At 63.9% G+C, this 20,173-nt stretch carries 22 protein-coding genes; 11 read left to right on the forward strand and 11 right to left on the reverse strand.

Features of this window, described 5'->3' with window-relative positions:
* Positions 1 to 267: 267 nt before the first annotated feature.
* Entirely contained in the window at positions 268 to 1,473 is a 1,206-nt protein-coding gene (locus MMAR10_RS04020; RefSeq protein ID WP_011642715.1) for a DUF418 domain-containing protein, read from the reverse strand.
* A 148-nt stretch (positions 1,474 to 1,621) separates the two neighbouring features.
* Here MMAR10_RS04020 and MMAR10_RS04025 point away from each other — a divergent pair, with 148 nt between their 5' ends.
* Together MMAR10_RS04025 and MMAR10_RS04030 are read left to right on the forward strand one after the other, a co-directional pair.
* On the forward strand, positions 1,622 to 2,335 hold the full coding sequence (locus tag MMAR10_RS04025) for a DUF4197 domain-containing protein (RefSeq protein WP_011642716.1): 714 nt from the start codon (positions 1,622 to 1,624) through the stop codon (positions 2,333 to 2,335).
* A gap of 108 nt (positions 2,336 to 2,443) precedes the next feature.
* Positions 2,444 to 3,445 carry a serine hydrolase domain-containing protein gene (locus tag MMAR10_RS04030; protein WP_011642717.1) on the forward strand — a complete coding sequence of 334 codons (1,002 nt, stop codon included), beginning with the start codon at positions 2,444 to 2,446 and terminating at the stop codon, positions 3,443 to 3,445.
* Here MMAR10_RS04030 and MMAR10_RS04035 read toward each other — a convergent pair.
* Positions 3,442 to 4,431, reverse strand: a complete 990-nt coding sequence (locus tag MMAR10_RS04035; protein WP_011642718.1) for a calcium/sodium antiporter — start codon at positions 4,429 to 4,431, stop codon at positions 3,442 to 3,444. The two genes, MMAR10_RS04030 and MMAR10_RS04035, sit on opposite strands and share 4 nt — an antisense overlap.
* A 185-nt stretch (positions 4,432 to 4,616) precedes the next feature.
* Here MMAR10_RS04035 and MMAR10_RS04040 point away from each other — a divergent pair, with 185 nt between their 5' ends.
* From MMAR10_RS04040 to MMAR10_RS04065, 6 genes are all read left to right on the forward strand, one after another.
* The gene (locus MMAR10_RS04040; protein WP_011642719.1) at positions 4,617 to 5,087 is read left to right on the forward strand and encodes an NUDIX domain-containing protein; all 471 of its coding nucleotides are present in this window, start codon (positions 4,617 to 4,619) and stop codon (positions 5,085 to 5,087) included.
* A 235-nt stretch (positions 5,088 to 5,322) separates the two neighbouring features.
* Complete coding sequence (locus tag MMAR10_RS16010) at positions 5,323 to 7,647, forward strand: ATP-binding protein (protein ID WP_011642720.1); 2,325 nt, start codon at positions 5,323 to 5,325, stop codon at positions 7,645 to 7,647.
* Positions 7,648 to 7,674: 27 nt separating this feature from the next.
* The gene (locus tag MMAR10_RS04050) at positions 7,675 to 8,634 is read left to right on the forward strand and encodes a sensor histidine kinase (protein ID WP_011642721.1); all 960 of its coding nucleotides are present in this window, start codon (positions 7,675 to 7,677) and stop codon (positions 8,632 to 8,634) included.
* Between the two features lie 10 nt (positions 8,635 to 8,644).
* Positions 8,645 to 9,127, forward strand: a complete 483-nt coding sequence (locus MMAR10_RS04055; protein ID WP_011642722.1) for a response regulator — start codon at positions 8,645 to 8,647, stop codon at positions 9,125 to 9,127.
* Between the two features lie 97 nt (positions 9,128 to 9,224).
* On the forward strand, positions 9,225 to 9,563 hold the full coding sequence (locus tag MMAR10_RS04060) for a hypothetical protein (RefSeq protein ID WP_011642723.1): 339 nt from the start codon (positions 9,225 to 9,227) through the stop codon (positions 9,561 to 9,563).
* Between the two features lie 165 nt (positions 9,564 to 9,728).
* Positions 9,729 to 10,379: a hypothetical protein gene (locus MMAR10_RS04065; RefSeq protein ID WP_011642724.1), complete on the forward strand. Its 651-nt coding sequence runs from the start codon at positions 9,729 to 9,731 to the stop codon at positions 10,377 to 10,379.
* Here MMAR10_RS04065 and MMAR10_RS04070 read toward each other — a convergent pair.
* Positions 10,376 to 11,386 (reverse strand): alpha/beta hydrolase, encoded by a 1,011-nt coding sequence (locus MMAR10_RS04070; RefSeq protein WP_011642725.1) that lies wholly within the window; start codon positions 11,384 to 11,386, stop codon positions 10,376 to 10,378. The two genes, MMAR10_RS04065 and MMAR10_RS04070, sit on opposite strands and share 4 nt — an antisense overlap.
* A gap of 97 nt (positions 11,387 to 11,483) precedes the next feature.
* On the opposite strand from MMAR10_RS04070, the gene MMAR10_RS04075 reads away from it, so the two are divergent.
* From MMAR10_RS04075 to MMAR10_RS04085, 3 genes are all read left to right on the forward strand, one after another.
* Positions 11,484 to 12,062, forward strand: coding sequence for a phosphoribosyltransferase (locus MMAR10_RS04075; RefSeq protein ID WP_011642726.1), 579 nt, complete (start codon positions 11,484 to 11,486; stop codon positions 12,060 to 12,062).
* Positions 12,059 to 12,472 (forward strand): hypothetical protein, encoded by a 414-nt coding sequence (locus MMAR10_RS04080; RefSeq protein WP_011642727.1) that lies wholly within the window; start codon positions 12,059 to 12,061, stop codon positions 12,470 to 12,472. Before MMAR10_RS04075 ends, MMAR10_RS04080 begins: the two co-directional genes overlap by 4 nt.
* Positions 12,473 to 12,698: 226 nt before the next feature.
* A complete protein-coding gene (locus MMAR10_RS04085) occupies positions 12,699 to 13,157 on the forward strand; it encodes a hypothetical protein (protein ID WP_041636766.1) in 459 nt (152 codons plus the stop codon).
* Here the strand turns inward: MMAR10_RS04085 and nadC are convergent, their stop codons facing one another.
* From nadC to MMAR10_RS04125, 8 genes are all read right to left on the reverse strand, one after another.
* The gene (nadC, locus tag MMAR10_RS04090) at positions 13,158 to 14,006 is read right to left on the reverse strand and encodes a carboxylating nicotinate-nucleotide diphosphorylase (protein WP_011642729.1); all 849 of its coding nucleotides are present in this window, start codon (positions 14,004 to 14,006) and stop codon (positions 13,158 to 13,160) included.
* A 10-nt stretch (positions 14,007 to 14,016) separates the two neighbouring features.
* Positions 14,017 to 15,660 (reverse strand): L-aspartate oxidase, encoded by a 1,644-nt coding sequence (locus MMAR10_RS04095; RefSeq protein WP_011642730.1) that lies wholly within the window; start codon positions 15,658 to 15,660, stop codon positions 14,017 to 14,019.
* A 5-nt stretch (positions 15,661 to 15,665) separates the two neighbouring features.
* A complete protein-coding gene (gene nadA / locus MMAR10_RS04100) occupies positions 15,666 to 16,805 on the reverse strand; it encodes a quinolinate synthase NadA (RefSeq protein ID WP_041636768.1) in 1,140 nt (379 codons plus the stop codon).
* A gap of 117 nt (positions 16,806 to 16,922) precedes the next feature.
* The gene (locus MMAR10_RS04105; RefSeq protein ID WP_150099702.1) at positions 16,923 to 17,174 is read right to left on the reverse strand and encodes a hypothetical protein; all 252 of its coding nucleotides are present in this window, start codon (positions 17,172 to 17,174) and stop codon (positions 16,923 to 16,925) included.
* Between the two features lie 105 nt (positions 17,175 to 17,279).
* The gene (locus MMAR10_RS04110; RefSeq protein ID WP_011642733.1) at positions 17,280 to 17,951 is read right to left on the reverse strand and encodes an RluA family pseudouridine synthase; all 672 of its coding nucleotides are present in this window, start codon (positions 17,949 to 17,951) and stop codon (positions 17,280 to 17,282) included.
* Positions 17,952 to 18,014: 63 nt separating this feature from the next.
* On the reverse strand, positions 18,015 to 18,371 hold the full coding sequence (locus tag MMAR10_RS04115) for a RebB family R body protein (protein WP_011642734.1): 357 nt from the start codon (positions 18,369 to 18,371) through the stop codon (positions 18,015 to 18,017).
* 73 nt (positions 18,372 to 18,444) lie between these two features.
* On the reverse strand, positions 18,445 to 19,413 hold the full coding sequence (locus tag MMAR10_RS04120; RefSeq protein WP_011642735.1) for an NUDIX hydrolase: 969 nt from the start codon (positions 19,411 to 19,413) through the stop codon (positions 18,445 to 18,447).
* On the reverse strand, positions 19,410 to 20,039 hold the full coding sequence (locus tag MMAR10_RS04125) for an HD domain-containing protein (protein ID WP_011642736.1): 630 nt from the start codon (positions 20,037 to 20,039) through the stop codon (positions 19,410 to 19,412). Before MMAR10_RS04125 ends, MMAR10_RS04120 begins: the two co-directional genes overlap by 4 nt.
* Positions 20,040 to 20,173 lie beyond the last annotated feature (134 nt).

The raw sequence follows: 20,173 nt of genomic DNA on the forward strand, positions 1-20,173 counted from the left end.
GCACACCCACCCATACATCCCTTGCCGAGACGTCGCCGTATCCGGTTTTCCAGGTCAAGGGCGCCGCAGGCGCCGCTTCGCGGTTTCACCCTTGAGCTGGAAAACCGGATACGGCCTGCTGGCTGACAAGCGATGTATGGCTCAGTCCGCGCGCGGGCGCGGCGCGGGGACGCCAGGTCGCAGGCGTCAGCCACCAGCCAGACCCCTGACTTCCGCCCGGCCTTCGCCGGGCGTCCGTCAGGGATGAAGAGGGGCGGTAGTTGAGCCTCAGCTCGCCGCTTCGGCAGGCTTTCCCTTCAACAGCGGCTGCAGACCGCCATAGGTCAGCGACCGCCACAGCCACTCCAGCGGACCGAAGCGGAAGAAGTGGAGCCAGATCGGCGACCAGATCAGCTGGACGGCCCAGACAATCAGCACCAGTTTGAACTGGTCGACCCGCTCGACCGTGCCGAACAGGCCAAGGCCCGGGGCGCCGACGAAGATGAAGGTCATGATCAGGGTCTGGCTGAGATAATTGGTAAAGGCCATCCGACCGGTCGCCGCGAACAGTTTCACGATCAGGCTGAAGACGCCGATCTTCGCCAGCAGCATGACGGTCGACGCATAGCCGAACGCCAGCACGAGGCTGCCGACATAGGTCAGTGCATTGCCGTCGGCCATCGCTTGGGTACTGAATTCGCCAACGATCATGGTCGTGGTCGATGTGTGGCAGAGCCACCAGCCGACCGGCACGGTGATCAGGGCGAGAATGCCATAGCGCACCGAGCCCCAGCTGGCTGACAGGAAGCCGCTCTTGAACAGCGCCATGCCGATGAACATCAGCCCGAGCGTTCGCGGACCCAGGGCAATCATCGAGAAGATCTGTCCGACCAATGCGAAGCCGGCATTCCAGGGCAGGCGGTCGACAAAACCGGCCTGATAGGCGGTGGTCATGCCGGTCTGGAATCCGGCCATCATTTCGGCTTCCTGCGCAGCGCTGTCAGGTGAGGCGAACATCACACCAAGATAGCCGCCGCCAACCATGATCAGCGAGGTGACGCCAATCAGCACCAGGCCCCAGATGACCAGCTTGAGCGGCGACATGCGGCGGGCCTTCACGGCCAGCATGCCGAGCAGGGCGTAGTGAACGAGAATGTCACCCCACCACAGGAAGTAGGCATGGATGGCGCCGATCGCGAGCAGCCACAACATGCGTGGATAATGCCGGCCAGTGTCCTCGCCATCGCCCGCCATCAACACGATGCCGGCGCCGAACAGGGTCGAGAAAAGGGTGACGAACTTGAAGGCGAAGAAGGTGTGGGCAAAGGCCCAGACATCCAGGTTGGCGCCGGTCAGGTCCATCTGCATGGTTGGATCATCGTAAGCGAAGGGCGTCATCGCGAAGCCCTGCACATTCATCATCAAGATGCCCAGAACGGCGATGCCGCGAAGAGCGTCAATCGAGACCAGACGGTCGGTTCTCGGTGCTGACATTGTGTCCCCCTTGGAATTTGGCGCGCAGCATAACCAGTCTGCTGCGCTTTGTCGCCGGGATGCCGGGGCGGTTCAATCCCTCCTGCCTTGCATTCATGTCCCGCTCAGCCGGCCTGTGGCACACTCACGGTTCAAATTGGAGATTCCCATGCATCGTCGAACACTCATTCTGGGCCTGGGCGCCGCGGCGCTGGCACTTGCTTCACCGGCCCGTGCCGCGCAGTTCGGATTGTCCGAACGTCAGGCCGGTGCGGGGATTCGCGAGGCGTTGGGCCAGGCCGCGCGGCTGGCAACAACCCGTCTGGGTCGCCGGGACGGGTTCAATGCGGACCCGCAGGTTCATATCCCGCTTCCCTCTCGCGTGCGTGATGTGCAGTCCATGCTTCGCCGGGTCGGACTGTCCCGCCAGCTCGACGATCTGGAATTGCAGCTCAACCGGTCGGCCGAGGCGGCCATGCCGGCCGTGCAGACCATCTTCATCGATGCCGTGCAATCGATCACGCTGGATGATGCGCTCGGCATTGTCCGCGGTGGTGACCGCTCGGCGACGGACTATCTGGAACAGCGGACCTCGGACCCGCTTTTCGGGCTGATCCGGCCGCGCATGGCCGACACGCTCGAGGCATCGGGCGCCTATCGCACGCTGCAGCCGATCGAGGAAAGACTGGGTAATCAGGGCGGGTTTCTGGGCCGCCTGATGCGTGGCCGGTCGGACGGGCAGTCCCTGCGCGACCAGGTGACGGACGATGTTTCGCGGCGCGCCATGGCCGGCGTCTTCCACTATGTCGGCGAGGAGGAGCGGGCGATCCGTCGCGACCCGGTCAACCGGACCAGCTCCATCCTGCGCAGCGTGTTCGGCTGACGCTTCGGCGACACGCCACCCTCACGACCAAGTGACCGGTGCCGGGCTGGCGTCGCGACCCGGATCCGGCAGACTGCTGCGTCAGGTGCCGGGAGGGAGTGTCTGTCGATGTCGATCCGCCATTTTTCGGCCGGCCTCGCCGGCCTTGCCTTGCTGGCGGCGATCACCACGCCGGCGGGGGCGCAGCCGCGTCTCGAAGTCGATTGCGAGGCCGGCCGGGCTCATCATGTGGCGGCTCGCGGGGTTGCCTTCCTCGTCATCCATCGCGGCGCCCTTGTGTGCGAGCGATATGATCGCGGCGTCGATCCCGGAGACAGCTGGTGGCTGGCCAGTGGCACCAAGAGCTTCGCGCCGGTGATGGTCGCCCTGGCGGTCCAGGACGGATTGCTGGAGCTGGACCAGCCGACTGCGCAGATACTGGACGAATGGGCCGACGATCCGGATCAGTCCGCCATCACGATCCGCCATCTGCTCGACCAGTCCAGCGGCCTGGCGGTCAATCCCCGCAACCGGCGACTGCCCGGCTATCAGCGGGCTGTCGATACCCGTCAGGAGTTCGAGGCTGGCGAACGCTTCCGCTATGGGGCGGTGCATTTCGAGGCGCTGGGGGAGGTGTTGCGGCGACAGCTCGATGCTGACGGGCTTGATCCGACCCCGGCCGACTATCTGCTGCGACGCTTCCTGCGCCCGCTGGGGATCGGGATTGCCGGCTGGCGCGCGGTTGACGGGCAGCCGGCCCTGTCGGAAGGCACCCGCATCTCGGCGCTGGACTGGGGACGTTTCGGACAGGCGGTGCTCGCGCGGGGACAGTTCGGTGAGATCCAGCTGGGTGATGAGGAGGTCTGGGCCGCGATGTTCGAGCCCAGCGCCGCCAACCCGGATTATGGCCTGGGCTGGTGGCTGATCCGCCCCGACCCGGACGACTGGCCCCTGCCTTTCGTCGCGGTCGCCGCCGGAGCCGGCGGCCAGCGCCTGTATGTCATTCCGGACCTGGAACTGGTGATCGTCCGCATGACCCGCGGCGTCATCGACGATCGTGCGACACGCGACCAGGCTTGGTCGGACCGGGACTTCCTGCGCCGCCTGATTGTCGCGCGAGACGCCGACTAGCCGCCCAGCGCTGCCCGGGCGAGGACGACGATGTAGCCGATATAACCGGCACACAGCAGGGCGCCGAGGAGGCGGCTGATTGGTTGTTTGGCAAGGATGATGCCGGCAATGACGACGCTGGCTCCCAGCATCACCCAGAAGTCGAGACCGAAGAAAGCCTCGGGTACGGGCAGTTCGCTGCCAGCCAGTGAGGCCGCAATCCCGGTCGCGCCGCCGACGGCGAAAACGTTGAAGATGTTCGAGCCGAGGACATTGCCGATGGCCAGGTCAGCCTGGCGACGGACCGAGGCCATGACGACGGTGGCCAGTTCCGGCAGCGAGGTGCCGAAGGCGACCGCGGTCAGGCCGATGATGGCTTCGTCGACGCCGAGGTCAGCGGCGGCAGCCGTACCACCGGCGACGATCATCTGGGCGCCGATGGGCAGACCCACGAGGCCGATCAGAAGCGAGCCGAGAATGGTCGGCAGGGATTTGGGCAGACCGTCCATATGTTCCAGGTCGGTCAGTTCGGCGATGGACGGATCGTCGGTCTTGCCCCGGGCCAGGAAGGCCAGCAGTGCAATATAGGCAATGATCAGTCCGAACAGGATATAGCCTTCGGCCGCCGAAATGCTGCGGTCCCAGCTGAAGGCAATCATTATGATCGCCGAGCCGAGCGCGAAGATGGCATTGCGGCGCACGCCTGGCGTGGTCGTCGCGATCGCACCGAACATAGCCGGCAGGCCGAGAATCAGCAGGAAGTTGGCAATGTTGGAGCCGACGATATTGCCCAGCGCCAGTCCCGGTGCGCCGGACAGGGCCGACTGGATCGAGACGACGAGCTCGGGGGCCGAGGTGCCAAAGGCGATGATGGTCAGGCCGACCAGCAGCGGCGGCAGGCGCCACAAACGGGCCAGAGCGGCACCGCCGCGCACCAGCAAATCCCCGCCAAACAGCAGGAAGATGATGCCGACCAGAATCAGCGCGATATAAGCGGGAGCTGCCATGTCTTGGCGGACTGTCGGTTCGCGGACTAGTCGAGGCGGCGGTATTCGATGAGGTTAAGCAGGCCGAAAATGCCGGCCACGAGACCAAGAGCGATCAGAGCGTACATGAGAAACTTCCCCAAAACGGCGTGTAATGGCCCCGTACATAACCCGCCGACGCGGCACTGGCTAGCAGGTGTTGCGGCATGAACTGGAGACAGCGTTTCGAGCCCATGGTGCGGCCATTCATGCAGGCATTCTGGCGCCTGTCACGCGGCATGACGATGGGCGTTCGCGGCATTGTCGTGCGCGCGGACGGGCACATTGTCCTCGTCCGCCACACCTATGTCGGCGGCTGGCACCTGCCGGGTGGCGGGGTCGAGCGCGGCGAGAGCATTCGCGACGCGCTGGCGCATGAATTGCGGGATGAGGCGGGTGTCTCGGTGCGCGGTGTCGAGGTGATCCAGGGCGTCCATGCCAATCACAGCCGGTTTCGGGGCGACCATGTTGTCGTGTGTGTGGTGCGGGAGTGGCAGGCGTGTGACAGCGATTCGGTCGGTGAAATCGCGGAGGTCGGCTGGTTTGATCCGGCGGCCCTGCCGCCGGGTACCACCGCCGCGACCCGCGCCCGGATCGCGGAATACCTGGGTGAGGCCGGGATTGCCGACACCTGGTAGTCCCGCGATCCGGGAAGTTGCGGTGCACCGGATCAGACTGACACGAAGCGAGGGGAATCGGGCCTGCCTGTCCGGTACACCGCGGGGCGCACGCTGACGACATTAGGCAGGCAGACCTGAACCCCAGCTGACGCGCAGCGACCCATTTTTGCCCCGGATGTGGCTTCAATTGGGGACAAGTGCGGCAAAACCACTAGGATAAAGGCAACAGGGGCCTCCATCCGGACCGATTCGAATGAACACGACGCCAGCCGGCGATAGCTATCTTCGGACATCCACGGGCGATGACGAGCCGAAATCGGCCCTTCAGCGCCTGACCGATACCGATGGTTGGGTGGGGCAGGTCCTGCCCGGCCTGGTGGCTGTAACCTGCATTTTCATCGTCGCCCTCGCGGTCATGGCCGGGGAAGGGCGCTTGATGTCGTCCGCCCGCGAAACCAATCTGCGAACCCTGGAAACCGTTCTGCGGAATACCCGGCAACGCTTCGAGCTGTGGGCTCAGTCGCGTGAGAATGATGCGCGTGTCTGGGCCGAGAATGGTCGTGTGCAGGCGGCCCTTGAAGAGCTGGCGAGCCTGCCCGTACCCGCTGCGCTGGCTGCCTCTCCGCAACAGGAGTGGATGCGCGACACTGTGGGCCCGTGGCTGACAGAATACGGCTATCGGGGCTTCACCCTGATGGCCCCCAACGGGTCGACGCTGGCTTCCATGCGCGATGACGATCTCGGCCAGCCATCATTGGTGCTCGATCTGGTCAATGCCAGCCGGCTGGCGTCGGCCGGCGTTGTTTTGACCCGTCCGCATATCGTCGACGTGATTGATTCCACCGACTCCGCCGCCAGGGCGGTAGACGAGGAAATCCTCATGTACGCCGTTGCCACGGTTCGCGATGGCGACGAGTTGTTGGGGTATCTGGCGCTGCGGATCGATCCCCTGTCCGAATACACGGCGACATTCCGGGTCGGCCGGACCGGCGTGTCCGGCGAAACCTTTGCCATCGACAGTGAAGGGCGTCTGCTCACCGAAACCCGCTATGGCGAGGAATTGGTCGAAGCCGACCTCCTGGTCGCCGGTCATCCGTCGATCCTGCACGTCGAGATCCGCGATCCGGGCGTCGATGTCACCATGGGCGGCATTCCGGCCCGTCCCTATGCCGACTGGCCCCTGACCGAAGCGGCGCTCGGTGTGACAACCGAAGGGCAGGGTCACAACCTGCAAGGCTATCGCGACATGCGCGGTGTGCTGGTGATGGGCGCCTGGGATTGGGATCCGGCCCGCGATATCGGCATCATCACCGAGGTTGAACTGGGTGAGGCCATGGCTGGCGCCAACCAGGCACGGGCGGTGCTCCGGGTCTTTGCCGTCGCCATGGCCCTGTCCTTCATATTGCTGGCGGTGCTGTTCAGCGCCCATCGGTCAATCACCCGCCGCAGGGCGCTGGCGACGCATGAGGCCAATCAGCGCCTGTCGCAAATCCTGATGACGGCCGCGGAAGGGATTTACGGCATCGATGGCGATGGCGTGGTCACATTCATCAACCCGCGTGCCTGTTCGATGCTGGGTTATCGAGAAGACGAGCTTATCGGCAAGACCATGCATGCCATCGTGCATCATTCGCGTCGCGACGGTTCCTTGTTCCCGCGCGAAGAATGCTCGATCCATTGCGCCGGCGTTCCGGCGGAATCGCCGGATGGGGACGTGTTCTGGACCAAGAATGGCCAGCCCATCCCGATCGAGTCGGCCTCCTCGCCGATCGACCCGAACGACAAGTCCATCGGTGCGGTGGTGACCTTCCGGGATGTCACAAATCGCAAGCGCGACGAGCTGGCCCTGCGCCGCTATGCCCAGGAACTGAAGCGCTCCAACTCCGAATTGCAGGAATTCGCCTACGCCGCTTCACACGATCTCCAGGAGCCGCTGCGCAAGATCCAGGCCTTTGGCGAGCGCTTGAACAACAAGTGCTATGACGCGCTGGACGAAACAGGGCGGCACTATCTGGAACGCATGGTCGACGCCTCGACCCGCATGCGGCGACTGATCGATGACCTGTTGAGCTATTCGCGGGTCAATTCGAAAACCACCAATTTCCTGGCAGTCGACCTGTCGGCTGTCGTTGCCGATGTCCTGTCCGACCTCGAGCCGCGGATTAACGCTGAAGAGGCCAAGATTCGGGTCAGCGACCTGCCGGCCATCGAGGCCGACCCGGGCCAGATGCACCAGCTCTTCCTCAACCTGCTGGCCAATGCCCTGAAATTTCGCAGGCCTGGCGTGCTGCCATCGATCTCGATCGAAGGCAGCGTTGAAGTGGGCGAGAATGGCGCCATGGCGCGCATCGCCGTGGCCGACAATGGTGTCGGATTCGAGCCGCGCCATGCCGAACGGATTTTCGGCATGTTCGAGCGTCTGCACGGTCGGGACGAATTTGACGGGACCGGGGTGGGTCTGGCCACCTGCCGCAAGATCGCGGAACGTCATGCCGGCGAATTGACGGCCTGGGGCGAGCCGGATGCCGGTGCCGTGTTCACACTTCTCCTGCCGGTCCGGCAGGGCAGTGCAATGTAGCTGGATGCAAGCCACGCGGGACATGAGATGAGTGATCGCGACCCTGCGTTCTATCGATACGCCCCGATCCTGATCGGTCTGGCGGCAGGCGTGCTCGGGCTGGTGTTGATCGTGGCCGCCTTGTCAACGCCAACACCGCAATTGCCGGAGCTGGTTTTGCTGGGTCTGGGCGTGATGGCCACGGTGGCGCTGGTCGCCGTCGCCGCTGAGGGCCTCCGCCGGGCGACCCGTCACCGCCGCGCTGCCGCGGTTCTGGAGCGGCGATTGGACGATGTCGCCCTGTTCGCGGTCGCCGCACGGCATGACCTGCGGGAGCCCTTGCGCAAGATCATCACATTTGGAGAACGTCTGCGGGAGAGCCTTGGGCCCGTGCCGGATGCCCATCAGGATCGATATGCCGAGCGCATGTCGGATGCGGCCGAGCGCATGCAGGGCCTGCTCGACGAATTGAGTGTCCACAGCCGCATCAATGACAGTCCGCTGGTGACGGAAACCTTCTCGACCGGCGCAGAGCTGGCGGACATGGTCGAGAGTGCCGGTGGGAAACTGTCGGCCTGCGGTGGTTCGGTCACCCTGGGTACGCTACCGGATATCGCAGCAGACCGGGCCCAGTTCCGTCTCGTCGCCGAAATATTGCTCGACAATGCGATCCAGTATGCCGATGCAACGCGCCCCTTGGCCGTGGCGTTTGATGGCATGGAGCGACCGGACGGCAGCGTGGAAATTCGCATCCGTGATAACGGAATCGGGTTCGATCCGGACCATGGTGAGCGCATATTCGAACCGTTGGTGCGGTTGCATTCGCGCGATGCCTATCCCGGAACGGGTATTGGCCTCGCCACGGCAAGAAAGATTGCCGAACGCCATGGCGGGCAGCTGATTGCACAGGGAGAATCCGGAAATGGCGCGACCTTCACCTTGATCTTGCCGCGGCAAAAGGCGAGTTTGTCTCAGGACGATCCCAAATCAACGCTCCAACCGGGTTGAGGCTGTCATCATGAGCGACGAAAACCGGCTTTTTACGATTCTGATGGTCGACGACGATCCGGATGACCGCCTGCTGTTCAAGGAAGCGTGTGAGGAAGTGCGTCTGCGCAACCCGCTCGATTTCCTCGAGAATGGCGAACAGCTGGTTGATTACCTCAAACGGCGTGGGGCCTATGAGGATCTGGCCGGGTCACCATTCCCGGGCATAATCCTGCTCGATCTCAACATGCCCCTGAAGGATGGCCGCGAGGCACTTGAGGAGATCAAGGCTGATGCAGAGCTGCGCCACATTCCGATTATTGTGCTGACCACGTCCAAGGACGAGGATGACATCCTGTCCAGTTACGGGCTGGGTGCGTCGTCCTACATCGTCAAGCCGATCTCGCTGGATCGCCTGATGCGCGTCGTCAATTCGATCGGCGAATATTGGGTCCAGATTGTTGAAGTTCCGTCGACCGACGGCGAAAATGCCGACGATCCGGACGACCTCTGACCGGTTTCCGGTTTCCCCGAGCAGGCGAATTTGCTAGCTTCCGGTTCGGCCGGGGGGCGAAGTCGGATCTGCGAGATCCGTAATTCGGGGAATAGATATGAAACACCTTCTTGTGGCCGGACTGGCCTTTACCCTTCTGGCATCGCCGGCGCTGGCCGAGGGCATGAGCAATGCCATCGGGCACGCCGTTCGCGTGACCGATGGCGGCCAATCCTTTGATGCCTGGTTCAACGCCGATGGCAGCTATAGCGACACCCGTGGCGTCACCGGCACCTGGACCTATCAGGGCCAGCTGTGCATCCAGGTCACGACCGAAAACGGATCCAGTGAAAATTGTGGCCCGTGGAATGAGAGCCTCGCCGCCGGAGAGAGCTGGGTCACCAATGGCTGGTCAGATGATGGCCGTTCGCTGACGGTGCAGATTGTCGACGGCTGACAGGCCGGTCTGACTGCCGTTTGAATGGCAAAGGTGCCGGTCGTGACGCGCGACCGGTACCCCGGCCATTTCGCGCCTCAAGCGACTGCAGGCGACGGTGACTTTCTTTCGGGCTAAAATCCCGTTCACCGGTCGCCTGAAACGGGCGGCAATGAGGGGAAGATCATGTTGATTGCGCGTTTGTCCAGGATTTCCGCGACGCTTTTCGTGTCGATGGTCATGGCCATGGTCATGCTGGTTGTGTTGTGGTTCTACGCGGCTGACTGGCTCAGCTGGGTGCAGGATGGCGCCGACCTGATCGAAGACCTCATCGCCTCGATCCCGCTTGAGCCGCGCTACAATAATTTCGTTCGCCTCTTCGCCAGTGACGACAAGATCGTACTGCTGATCTTCACCGTCATCGCCCGTATCCTGCTGGCCCTTGTCGGTAGCACCTTCACGGCCCTGACCGGCGGCAATGACCGCTACAAGGTCAAGGAACCGGGGCTGATCAGCCAGGTCTCGTCGATGATGGCGACGCTCTTCCTGTCCTTCGTGGTGGCGATCATCATGCTGGCTGTGATCTCGATCGCGGCCGAAGGCCTGCTGCAAAGCCTGCTGGATGCCGCCGACTGGGTCGAGGACCAGCTGGCCCGTCTGCCGATCGGTGGGCGCTGGCGGGCGGGTGTCCGCTTTGCGGTCTCCGACGACAAGATCGTGCTGTTATTCTTCACCATCATCGCGCGCCTGTTGATCGCCATTGTCGCGACCGGCTTCACCCGCGCGGTCGGCGGCAAGCCCGAGATCGTCGCCCCGAAAGCGAAGGCCCAGGCCTAGCGGGACAGTCTCTCCGCCAGGAAGGGCAGCGAGACATCCATCCGGTAATCGATCGAGGAATGGGTGTCGGGGAATTCCTCATAGCGGTGCTCGACGCCGAGCTCGGTCAGCTTGGCCGTCATGCGGCGGGCGCCGTAGAGCAGGTTGTACTGGTCGATATCGCCGCAATCGATCATCAGCGCCTTGAGCTGTTTGAGGCCTTCGCCGTGACGCTCGACCATGTCCAGCGGATCCCATTTCATCCATTCGGCCCAGCGCTCCGGGATGATTTCGCACGTGTCCATGGTGACCGGCAGGCTCATGCCCAGATATCCGCGCGGGTCGGGGTCGTAAGTGGCGCCCATCGCCAGGGTCATCAGCGCGTGAAGGTCGTCGCCGGAGACTTTCGGGGCCGCTTCGAAGGCCTCCATGAAGCTGCGGATCGTGCCGCCATGCTTGTCGATGCGGCGCAGGGTGTGGGCGAAATCCGACGCGAAGGAGAGCTCGAAACCCATATCGCCGGAATGGCAGACCGCTCCGGCCCAGATGTCCGGATGGATCATGGCGTGCATGATGGCGCCATAACCGCCGGATGACTTGCCGAACACGCCGCGATGGCCGGTGCCGCCACAGCCGAAGCGGGTCTCGATGGCCGGCAGCATTTCCTCGACCAGGAAATCGTCCCAGTTTCCCATCGCGGCCGAGTTGACATACTGGTTGCCGCCAAGCCGCGTGAAACAGTCGGGGAAGGCAATCACCGCCGGTTTCATCACGCCGGTCGCGATCAGGCGGTCGGCCCGTTCGGGCACGTTCTCGCCGAAATTCTTCCAGGCCACATGACCCAGACCCGAGCCGGTAAACCCGACCAGGTCGACCAGAAGCGGAAGGCCGCTGCCGTCATGCCCGTCCGGGATATAGACATCGACGCGCCGCCGCAGGGGTTCACCCAGCCGATTATTGGCAATTGCCTCGCTGTCGACGAACATTGTGTGCAGCTGGCCCTTGGGCGTGGTGTGGTCGCTGTGCATGATCAGTCTCCCCGGTCGATTGGCGGCCAGACTAGGATGCGTCGCGGGCCTGGCAAATGCTTGAGCTGCGACGACAATGCGGACAGGTCTTTCATCCATGAGTGACACCAAGCACTACATCTCGGCCAACGCCCTGCTGGAAGACAGTTTCCGACTGGCGCGCCAGATTCTGGACAGTGGCTTTTGTCCGACACATATCGTCGGCGTCTGGCGCGGCGGCGCACCAGTCGGCATCGCCGTTCAGGAATACCTCGCCCAGTGCGGGCTGGAGACCGACCATATTGCTATCCGCACGGCGTCTTACACGGGGATTGACGAGCAGGACCGCAATGTCCGGGTCTATGGCGAGGGCTATCTGGTCGATACCCTGAGCGCTGAAGACCGCCTGCTGATTGTCGATGATGTCTATGACAGTGGCCGCTCGATCGCGGCCCTGCTGCAGGTCTTGCGCGCCAAGTGCCGCCGCAACTTTCCCGAAGATGCCCGTATTGCCACTGTCTATTACAAGCCCCTGCGCAACACGACCGATCTCACGCCGGATTACTATGTGCACGAGAGTGATGCATGGCTGGTCTTCCCGCATGAAATTTGCGGCCTGACAGCGCAGGAGCTGGCGGCCAAGGGCCTGCCGGCCGATCTTCTTCCTGCCCCGGTCGGGATAGCGCCGGCATCATGACCCGACCCGTCCCGCTCCTGTACTGGATCGCTCTCGTCCTGCTGGTGCTGGAAACGGGCTATGGCTTGTGGAATGTCGCCATCGACCTGATCATCCGGGCCTTCCCGGCCAGCCATCAATACATGGACCCGGCGCTGGTGGACTTCATCCAGTCAGTCAGCTGGTTGCAGGAACTGGTTTTCTTCCTCGGTATCGCCGCAGCCTGTGCGGCGGTCTGGCTGTATCTTGACCGGTCGATCTGGGTGCTCGCGGTCTACGGCGCCAATGTCTTCCTGACCAAGGCAGACTGGCTGATTTCCGGTTTCAGCGGCGTCGAAATCTTTGCCATGAGCGGCTATGTCAGCCTGATGTATCAGACAGTCCTGATGGGCCTGCTGATATGGTTGTCATACCGTGAGACGCTTGAATGAGCTGGCGCTGTCCATCGCCAGACCGTGCGCTCGGCTCCCGATTGGCGGGCCCGGTTGAACTACCTCGTCAGGCCGCCGGGCTGGAGCCATGATGGTCTCCATACCACCACCGCGGACCTTGTGGCACAGGCAGAAGCGACGCAATTGCCTGACGGGACCACAACCGGGTAACCGTGGCCCGCTTATTACTGTACGGCTTGCGGCATGTATTGCTAAGGTCGCGCGCATGAAGAATCACACGCTGGACCTGTCAGGCACTTCCGCCCATCGCGCCGCCATCGGCCTGATGTCGATCGGTGTGTTGTATTGCCTGGGCTGGCTGGGGATCGAGGTCGCCGTCCGGACCCTGCCGCAGACCCATTCAGCGCTCGGACCGCAGATTGTTGACTTCATCCTGTCAGTCGAGCCGATCCAGCAACTTGCCTATCTGTTCGGCGTGGTCGGTTTCCTGGCCAGCTATGGATGGCTGCTACGCAAGAGCCGCAAGGCGTTGCCGGCTTATTATGCCGGCGCAACGGGGTTCACGCTCGACTGGGTGATGTCGAGGGCACAGGGCGATACGCTTCTGGATGCAGCCGGCTATGTTGTGATCTTTTATCTGGGCGTCCTGTTCCTTGCCCTCGTCCTGGCCCTGCCGCGACCGGTACGGGCAGGCGGCGATGACACGGGTCCGCCGCGCACCTGATCAGTTTTCGTCCAGCCCGATGTCGAAATTGGGTGCCGAATGGGTCAGTGCGCCCACCGAGATCACGTCCACACCGGTTTCGGCAATGCCACGCACGGTATCGAGATTGACCCCGCCAGAGGCTTCAAGCGTCACCTTGCCCTTCGCAGAGGCGACGGCGGCCCGCAAATCATCCAGCGGAAAATTATCGAGCAGGACGCTCTCCGCTCCGGCGTCGATGGCGGCGTCCAGCTGGCTGAGCCTGTCCACCTCGACGGCAATCCGCGTCATGTGGCCGGCACTCTTGCGCGCCGCCTCAACGGCTTCACGCACACCGCCACACACGGCGACATGATTGTCCTTGATCAGGATGGCGTCATCGAGGCCGAAGCGGTGCAGCGCACCGCCGCCGGCCTGCACGGCCTGTAGTTCAAAAGCGCGAAAGCCCGGCGTGGTCTTGCGGGTGTGGGCGATCCGGGCGCCGGTGCCCTCGACCGCATCGACATAAGCCCGCGTGAAGGTCGCAATCCCGCTCATACGGCCCATGAAATTGAGCAGGATGCGCTCGGCGGCCAGCAGGCCGCGGGCGCGACCGGTCACGGAGATCAGCACATCGCCCGGCTTCACCGTGTCGCCGTCGTCCATCTGCGGGCTGACCAGGGCTTTGGGATCGCATTGCCAGATTGCCGCCAGCGCCGGCTGGAAACCGCAGACCACCCCGGCTTCGCGCGCATTGACGTAGAATTTCGCTTCGGCCTTGGCCGGAATGCAGGCCAGCGAGGTGACATCACCGCGACCGCCCTGGTCCTCGGCAATGGCGCGGGCCACGGCGTCATTCACCACATGGCGGGGCAGGGGCATGATCGGCATGGCGGTCGTCCTATTCAGCCGGTCCGGTGAGGGCGGCGGGCGCCAGCTCCGGTGCGGCAAGATCGTTGAGGCGCAGCGCGCTATGGTGCGCCTCCTTGAGTGTTTGTGGGCAATCGCTGCGGAAATGACCACCCCGGCTTTCACGCCGTTTCAGCGCGCCCGTCACGATGAAGCGCGCCGCGATCAGCGCATCCGCCTCGCCATGCTCGCGCCGCATCGCATCGATCAGCGCCGCCAACTCGGACAATCCGGCCTCGCTACGCTCCACCCCGCAATGGCGCGACATGGCCTGGCGCAGGCGCAGGAGGGCGAGGGGAGGCAAGCTCGGTGCAACCCACTGACTATCCACCGTCATCCCCCGGCTTGTCCGGGGGACCTCAGCCATAGGGTTGACCATGATATTCGGGGTGCGGCTGTCCGGGCCCTTTTGTCGACCGTCCAGTCGAGGTCCCCCGGACAAGCCGGGGGATGACGGATGGTGTTCGTCCGGTGCCGCAAGCCGACGCGCAAACCTGGCCGCACTCACCAGCCCCTCGGCCAGCGAATTGGACGCTAGGCGATTGGCGCCGTGCAAGCCTGTCGCGGCGCATTCGCCGATCGCGAACAGGCCGGGCACCGAGGTGCGGCCATCAATATCGGTTGCGACGCCGCCCATATGGTAATGCGCGGTCGGGGCAACCGGGATCGGCTCGATACGCGGATCGATGCCGGCGCGCTGGCAGGCGGCGAAGACCGCCGGGAAGCGCTCCGGGAAGGCCTCGCCCACCGCCTCGCGGCAATCGAGGAAAGCGCCTTTTCCTGACGCGTTCTGGCGATGTACGGCGCGGGCGACGACATCGCGCGGGGCCAGCTCGGCATCGTCGTGGATCGCTTTCATGAAACGATGGCCGGTCTGGTCGACCAGGATGGCCCCTTCACCGCGCAGGGCTTCGGTGCACAGGGGTGCCGGATCGAGGCCGGCATTGAGCGCGGTCGGATGGAATTGCACGAATTCCGGGTCACGGATCACCGCGCCCAGACGCGCTGCCATCGCCATGGCCTGGCCTTGCGCGATCGCCGGTGTGGTGGTCAGCGCGAACAGGCCGCCTGCGCCGCCCATGGCAAGCAGGGTGGCGCCAGCCTCGATGGATTGAATCTGGCCATCCGGGCCTTGCGCAATGGCACCGGTGCAGGCGGAGGAATCGCCGGTCAGCGCGACCGCCTTCCAGCCATCACGGATCTCGATGTGAGCGGCGGCGCGTACCGCCTTGATCAGTGTCGCCATGATCGCCGCGCCGGCACCATCGCCCTTCACCCGGGCGACCCGGGGCCGCGAATGCGCCGCTTCGCGGGACAGCGACCAGTCCGCGCCCTCGCGCTCAAACGGCGCGCCGAGTGCCGCCAGTTCCGCCACTTCCGCCGCTGCGCCTTCGGAAAGGGCGAGCGCGGCCTCGCGATCAACCAGCCCAGCCCCTGCAGCAATCGTGTCCCGCGCATGCAGCTCAGCACTGTCATCCGCCGCCAGAGCCGCCGACACCCCGCCCTGCGCCCAACCGGACGCGGCGCCGTCACCCAGCGGTGCGCCGGTGAGCAGAACCACAGGCCGCGGGGCGAGCTTGAGAGCCGCCCAGAGTCCGGCAATGCCAGCGCCACAGATGAGGGTGGGGTGGGTCATGTCCCCTAAATCGCCACCAGATCCACACGCTTTTCCGGCTTGGTCGGGTCAAAGCTGGCAGGCTTGTCCGGCTTGGGCAGGTCGAGCATGGCCTGGACGGAGGCGCGGGCGCCTTCGATCACATCGTCGGGGACGGTGACTTCATGCTGTTCCAGACGCAGGCAGTCATAGATGTTTTCCAGCGTGATCCGCTTCATGTGCGGGCACAGATTGCAGGGGCGGATAAACTCCACCTCGGGCACATCGGCGGCGACATTGTCGCTCATTGAGCATTCGGTCAGGAGGACGGCCTTCATGGCCCCTGAATCCTTGGCCCAGTCGGCCATGGCGGCGGTCGAGCCGGCGAAATCGGCGGCCTGGACGACCTCCAGCGGGCTTTCCGGGTGGGTGATGATGACCACGCCGGGATGGGCGTCGCGCAGGTCCTGGATGTCCTGCGCCGTGAATAGCTCATGGACCTCGCAGGCGCCGGCCCAGGTCAGGATTTTGACATCGGTCTGGGCGGCGACATTCTTGGCCAGATACTGGTCGGGCAGGAGGATGACGGTATCGCTGCCCAGGCTCTCGACCACCTGCACGGCATTCGACGAGGTGCAGCAGATATCGCACTCAGCTTTGACGTCCGCCGAGGTGTTCACATAGGTCACGACCGGCACGCCGGGATAGGCCGCCTTGATGCGGCGCACATCCTCGCCCGTGATCGAGCTCGCCAGCGAACAGCCGGCGCGGGTGTCGGGGATGAGGACGGTCTTTTCCGGGGCCAGCACCTTGGCGGTCTCCGCCATGAAGTGGACGCCGGCCTGGACGATGATGTCGGCGTCGCTCTCTGCCGCCATGCGGGCGAGGGCGAGGCTGTCACCCATCAGGTCGCCAACGCAGTGGAAAATATCGGCCGTCATGTAGTTGTGGGCCAGGATGACCGCGTTTTTTTCTTTTTTCAGCTGGTTGATGGCGTGGATGAGGGGGGCCTTGGCGGGCCACTCCATCGGCGTCACGACATGGCTGACCTTGGCGTAGAGGTGGTCCGTGGCGGCCTTCACCTCGTCCGTATACGCCAGTTCGGGCCGATCCTGTTCTAAGCCCGCAAGCGTGCCGTCAAAGTTCATCCGGTCCATTTTTCCCTCACTTTTGCTCAAATCGAGCATATCTGGGGTCTGAAAAGGGGCGATGGCTGGAGGGCCATCACCCGGAACGTGGCTTATGCTCGAAATGAGCTTAACCGTGACACAGATATATGCTCACTGTGAGCATTGTACAAGGTCCTAGAGCAAGCTGGTGGCGACTGTTGCCGATGCGGCGCTATAGCCCACCGCACCAAGTGCAAGGGCCGGCACAATCAGGCGCCAACGTACGCGTCGCTGGCCGGTGCAGAACAACGCGACCATGACGAGGAGAGCCGCAGCGGCTCCCATCCATCCGAAAACCGAGAACTTGATGGCGAGAAGGGCCAGAGCGACGGCGATGCACAGGATGCCCGCGCGCACAAAATCAGAAAAATCCAAACGCTCAGACACGTTGTCCCCCAACAACACAGAAGCCAATCTCAGATAGTCAAATACCCTGTCACCAGCGAAACGGCAATATCTACAGTGGCGACACACGGTGATGGGGCGTGGTCTTCAAAACGGAGCGGGGCTTTCAAAGCTCACCGGTGCGCCACCATCGGGATGGCGGAAACCCAGCTGCTGCGCGTGCAGGCACAGGCGATCGCTGGCTGTCAGCGCCGCGGGCGGCGCGTAAAGATTGTCGCCCAGTATCGGGTGGCCCAGAAACAACATGTGAACGCGTAGCTGGTGGCTGCGTCCGGTCAGCGGGCACAGGCGCACGCGGGTCACGCCGTCGGCGATGTCCATCACCTCCCAATCGGTCACGGCGTTGCGGCCACGGTCATGGCAAATCATCTGTTTTGGCCGGTTGGGCCAGTCAGTGATGATGGGTTGGTCAACACGGCCGGACCGGCCGGTCATCTCGCCCTGGACGCGCGCGACATAGGATTTGGACGTCATCCGTTTTTCGAACTGCTTGCCGATATGTGCCTGGGCATGCGTTGTCAGGGCCAGCACGATGACCCCGGACGTGTCCATGTCCAGGCGGTGGATGATACGCGCGGTCGGGAATTCAGCACGGGCCCGCGCTTCCAGGCAGTCAGCGCGCTCCGGCCTGTTACCGGGCACGGTGAGCAGGCCGGACGGCTTGTCGACAACCAGGATGTGATCGTCGGCATGGATAACCGGCAGCGCGCCGGCGGGCGGCGGCGAATAGACGAAAGGGCGGGGCGTGTCACCGGGCATGGGCCGGGTCCATACAGGGATTTGCGCCGGCTGACGCGGACAGGCTGCAGAGGCGGTTAGTGCTCAGCGGTCCGGATCGGCCTCACCATCGCCGCTTTCACCCGCTTCAGCTTCGGAACCGAAACCGGTGAGCAGCTGCACGCCCTGGGTCGTCGTGGCTTGAAGGACGGTGTTGGCATTCTGCTGGGCTGCGGTCGCGTTATGTGCCGGTTCGCTGTCAGCAGGCATCGCGTCCGCAGAATAGAGATTGCCCATGCTGACAGCCGGCGCCTCGCCGAGAACCTCGGTATTGGCCTGGCTGACGCTGTCGGTGATCTGCGAATTGACCGGCGTGTTGACGTTGCTGTCCTGCGCATGGGCGGCGACGGACAGACCAAACGCGGCCGTCACGGCAAGGATGAGTTTGATGGCATGGGTCATGAAGGTTTCCCTCGGTGTCTTCTTTCAGACTGGCCGGGAAAGCTTCCCATCCACTTAAATCAGCGGGAAAATTCTAGCCATCACGCAAGCGCGGCGCGGACAGGCCCAGCGAGGGCAGGCCGGCGAGCGCTTCGCGGCGGTAGCGGAACAGCTCGGCTGGTCGGCCACCGGTGGCGCTTTCCACCTTGCCGGTGCCGTCGACAAAGCCGGAGCGATCCAGGGCGCGGCGGAAATTCTGCTTGTGCAGGCGATAACCGACGATCGCTTCGACGACTTGTTGCAGCGCCGAAAGAGTGAAGACCTCGCCCATCAACTCGAACACGACCGGGCGGTATTTGATCTTGCCGCGCAGGCGCGAGATTGCGGTCGCCAAGATGCGGCGATGGTCTGACGCCATTGCCTGACCCAGTCCTGGCGCAACCAGGGTCTGTTCGGTCTGGCCATCGCGGGCGGCTTCCTCGACCAGGCCGGCCTCATAGAGCAGCTCATAGCGGTCCAGCGCCCGGCCTTCCTGCCAGCCGCCGGGATTGAGGCCGAAGCATTGCTTGATCCGGTCATGACAGGAGGCGCGGCGACCCGGCCCGCCAGCCTCGTCCGCCCAGGCCGACAGGCGCGGCAGGATCTGGCTGTCGATGATTTCGGGGCGACCGTCGCGCCAGTCTTCCCAGGGAAAGAAGCGATACCAGCCACGCCACTGGCCACCACCCTCGGGCGGGTCGGAGACATTGGGCGTCAGCGCCAGATAACCAATCGAGATGATGCGGTCATCTTCCGAGCCGGTCATCGCCGCCACCGGCGCTTCGCGACCCCGGTCGCCGAAGGTGTAGAGCTGTTCGACATAGCCCAGCTGGAAGCGGGCCTGCTCGTCGACCCAGCGTCTCAGGCCGATCTCCAGCGTGCGGTGCTCGGTCGGGTCGAAGGGACCGAAGGGCAGGGCTTCGCCGCCGCCCGGCTGGGGCACGATCAGGACTTGCGGCACATCGCCATCGACCGCCAGGATGACCGCGTTGAGGCCGACGGAGAGGGCGAGGCCGGCTGTCACTTGCGGCCGGCTTCAAATGAGGCCAGCACGGCCTCGAAACGGTCGAGGAACAGGATCTGGGCCTGTTTGACGGGCAGCGGCTTGATGGCGATCTCCAGTCCGGCCGGGGGACGGCCGAAGAATTTCACGGATTCGTCGTGGCTGAAACCGGCGATCTGGGTGGCTTCGAAATAGGCACAGATCACATCGGCCCGCTTGATCTTGCGCTTGACCTCTACAGGCAGTTTCGGCGGCAGGCCGAAACGCAACTGGATCGCGGCTTCCAGCCGGTCCTCGAAGGCGCGATAATTGACGCCCAGAGCCGCCTTGAACGGGCTGATCATGTCGCCGATCACATATTCCGAGGCATCGTGAAGCAGGGCCGCCACGCGCCATTTGTCCTCGATGCCCGGATAGAGAAAGTCGAGGATCTCCAGCACCACGACCGAGTGTTCGGCGACCGAGAAGGCATGGTCGCCAGAGGTCTGACCATTCCAGCGCGCGACGCGGGCCAGGCCATGGGCGATATCCTCGATCTCGACGTCAAAGGGTGACGGATCCAGCAGATCCAGGCGCCGTCCGGAAATCATCCGCTGCCAGGCACGCGGGGCTTCTTTGGTCTTTGTCTTTTGGGCAGCAGCGGGCATGTCTCATCCATCTCGTCAGCATCTTGCGGGCAGGGGAGATAGCAGAGAAGCGTGGCCGGGACCAATCCTGCCGCCGCTTTGTTCACAGCTCCTGTGCCGCCATGCCGCACCGCTTTTGATTGACCCGGGCCGAA

This window comes from Maricaulis maris MCS10, assembly GCF_000014745.1.
Lineage (GTDB): Bacteria > Pseudomonadota > Alphaproteobacteria > Caulobacterales > Maricaulaceae > Maricaulis > Maricaulis maris_A.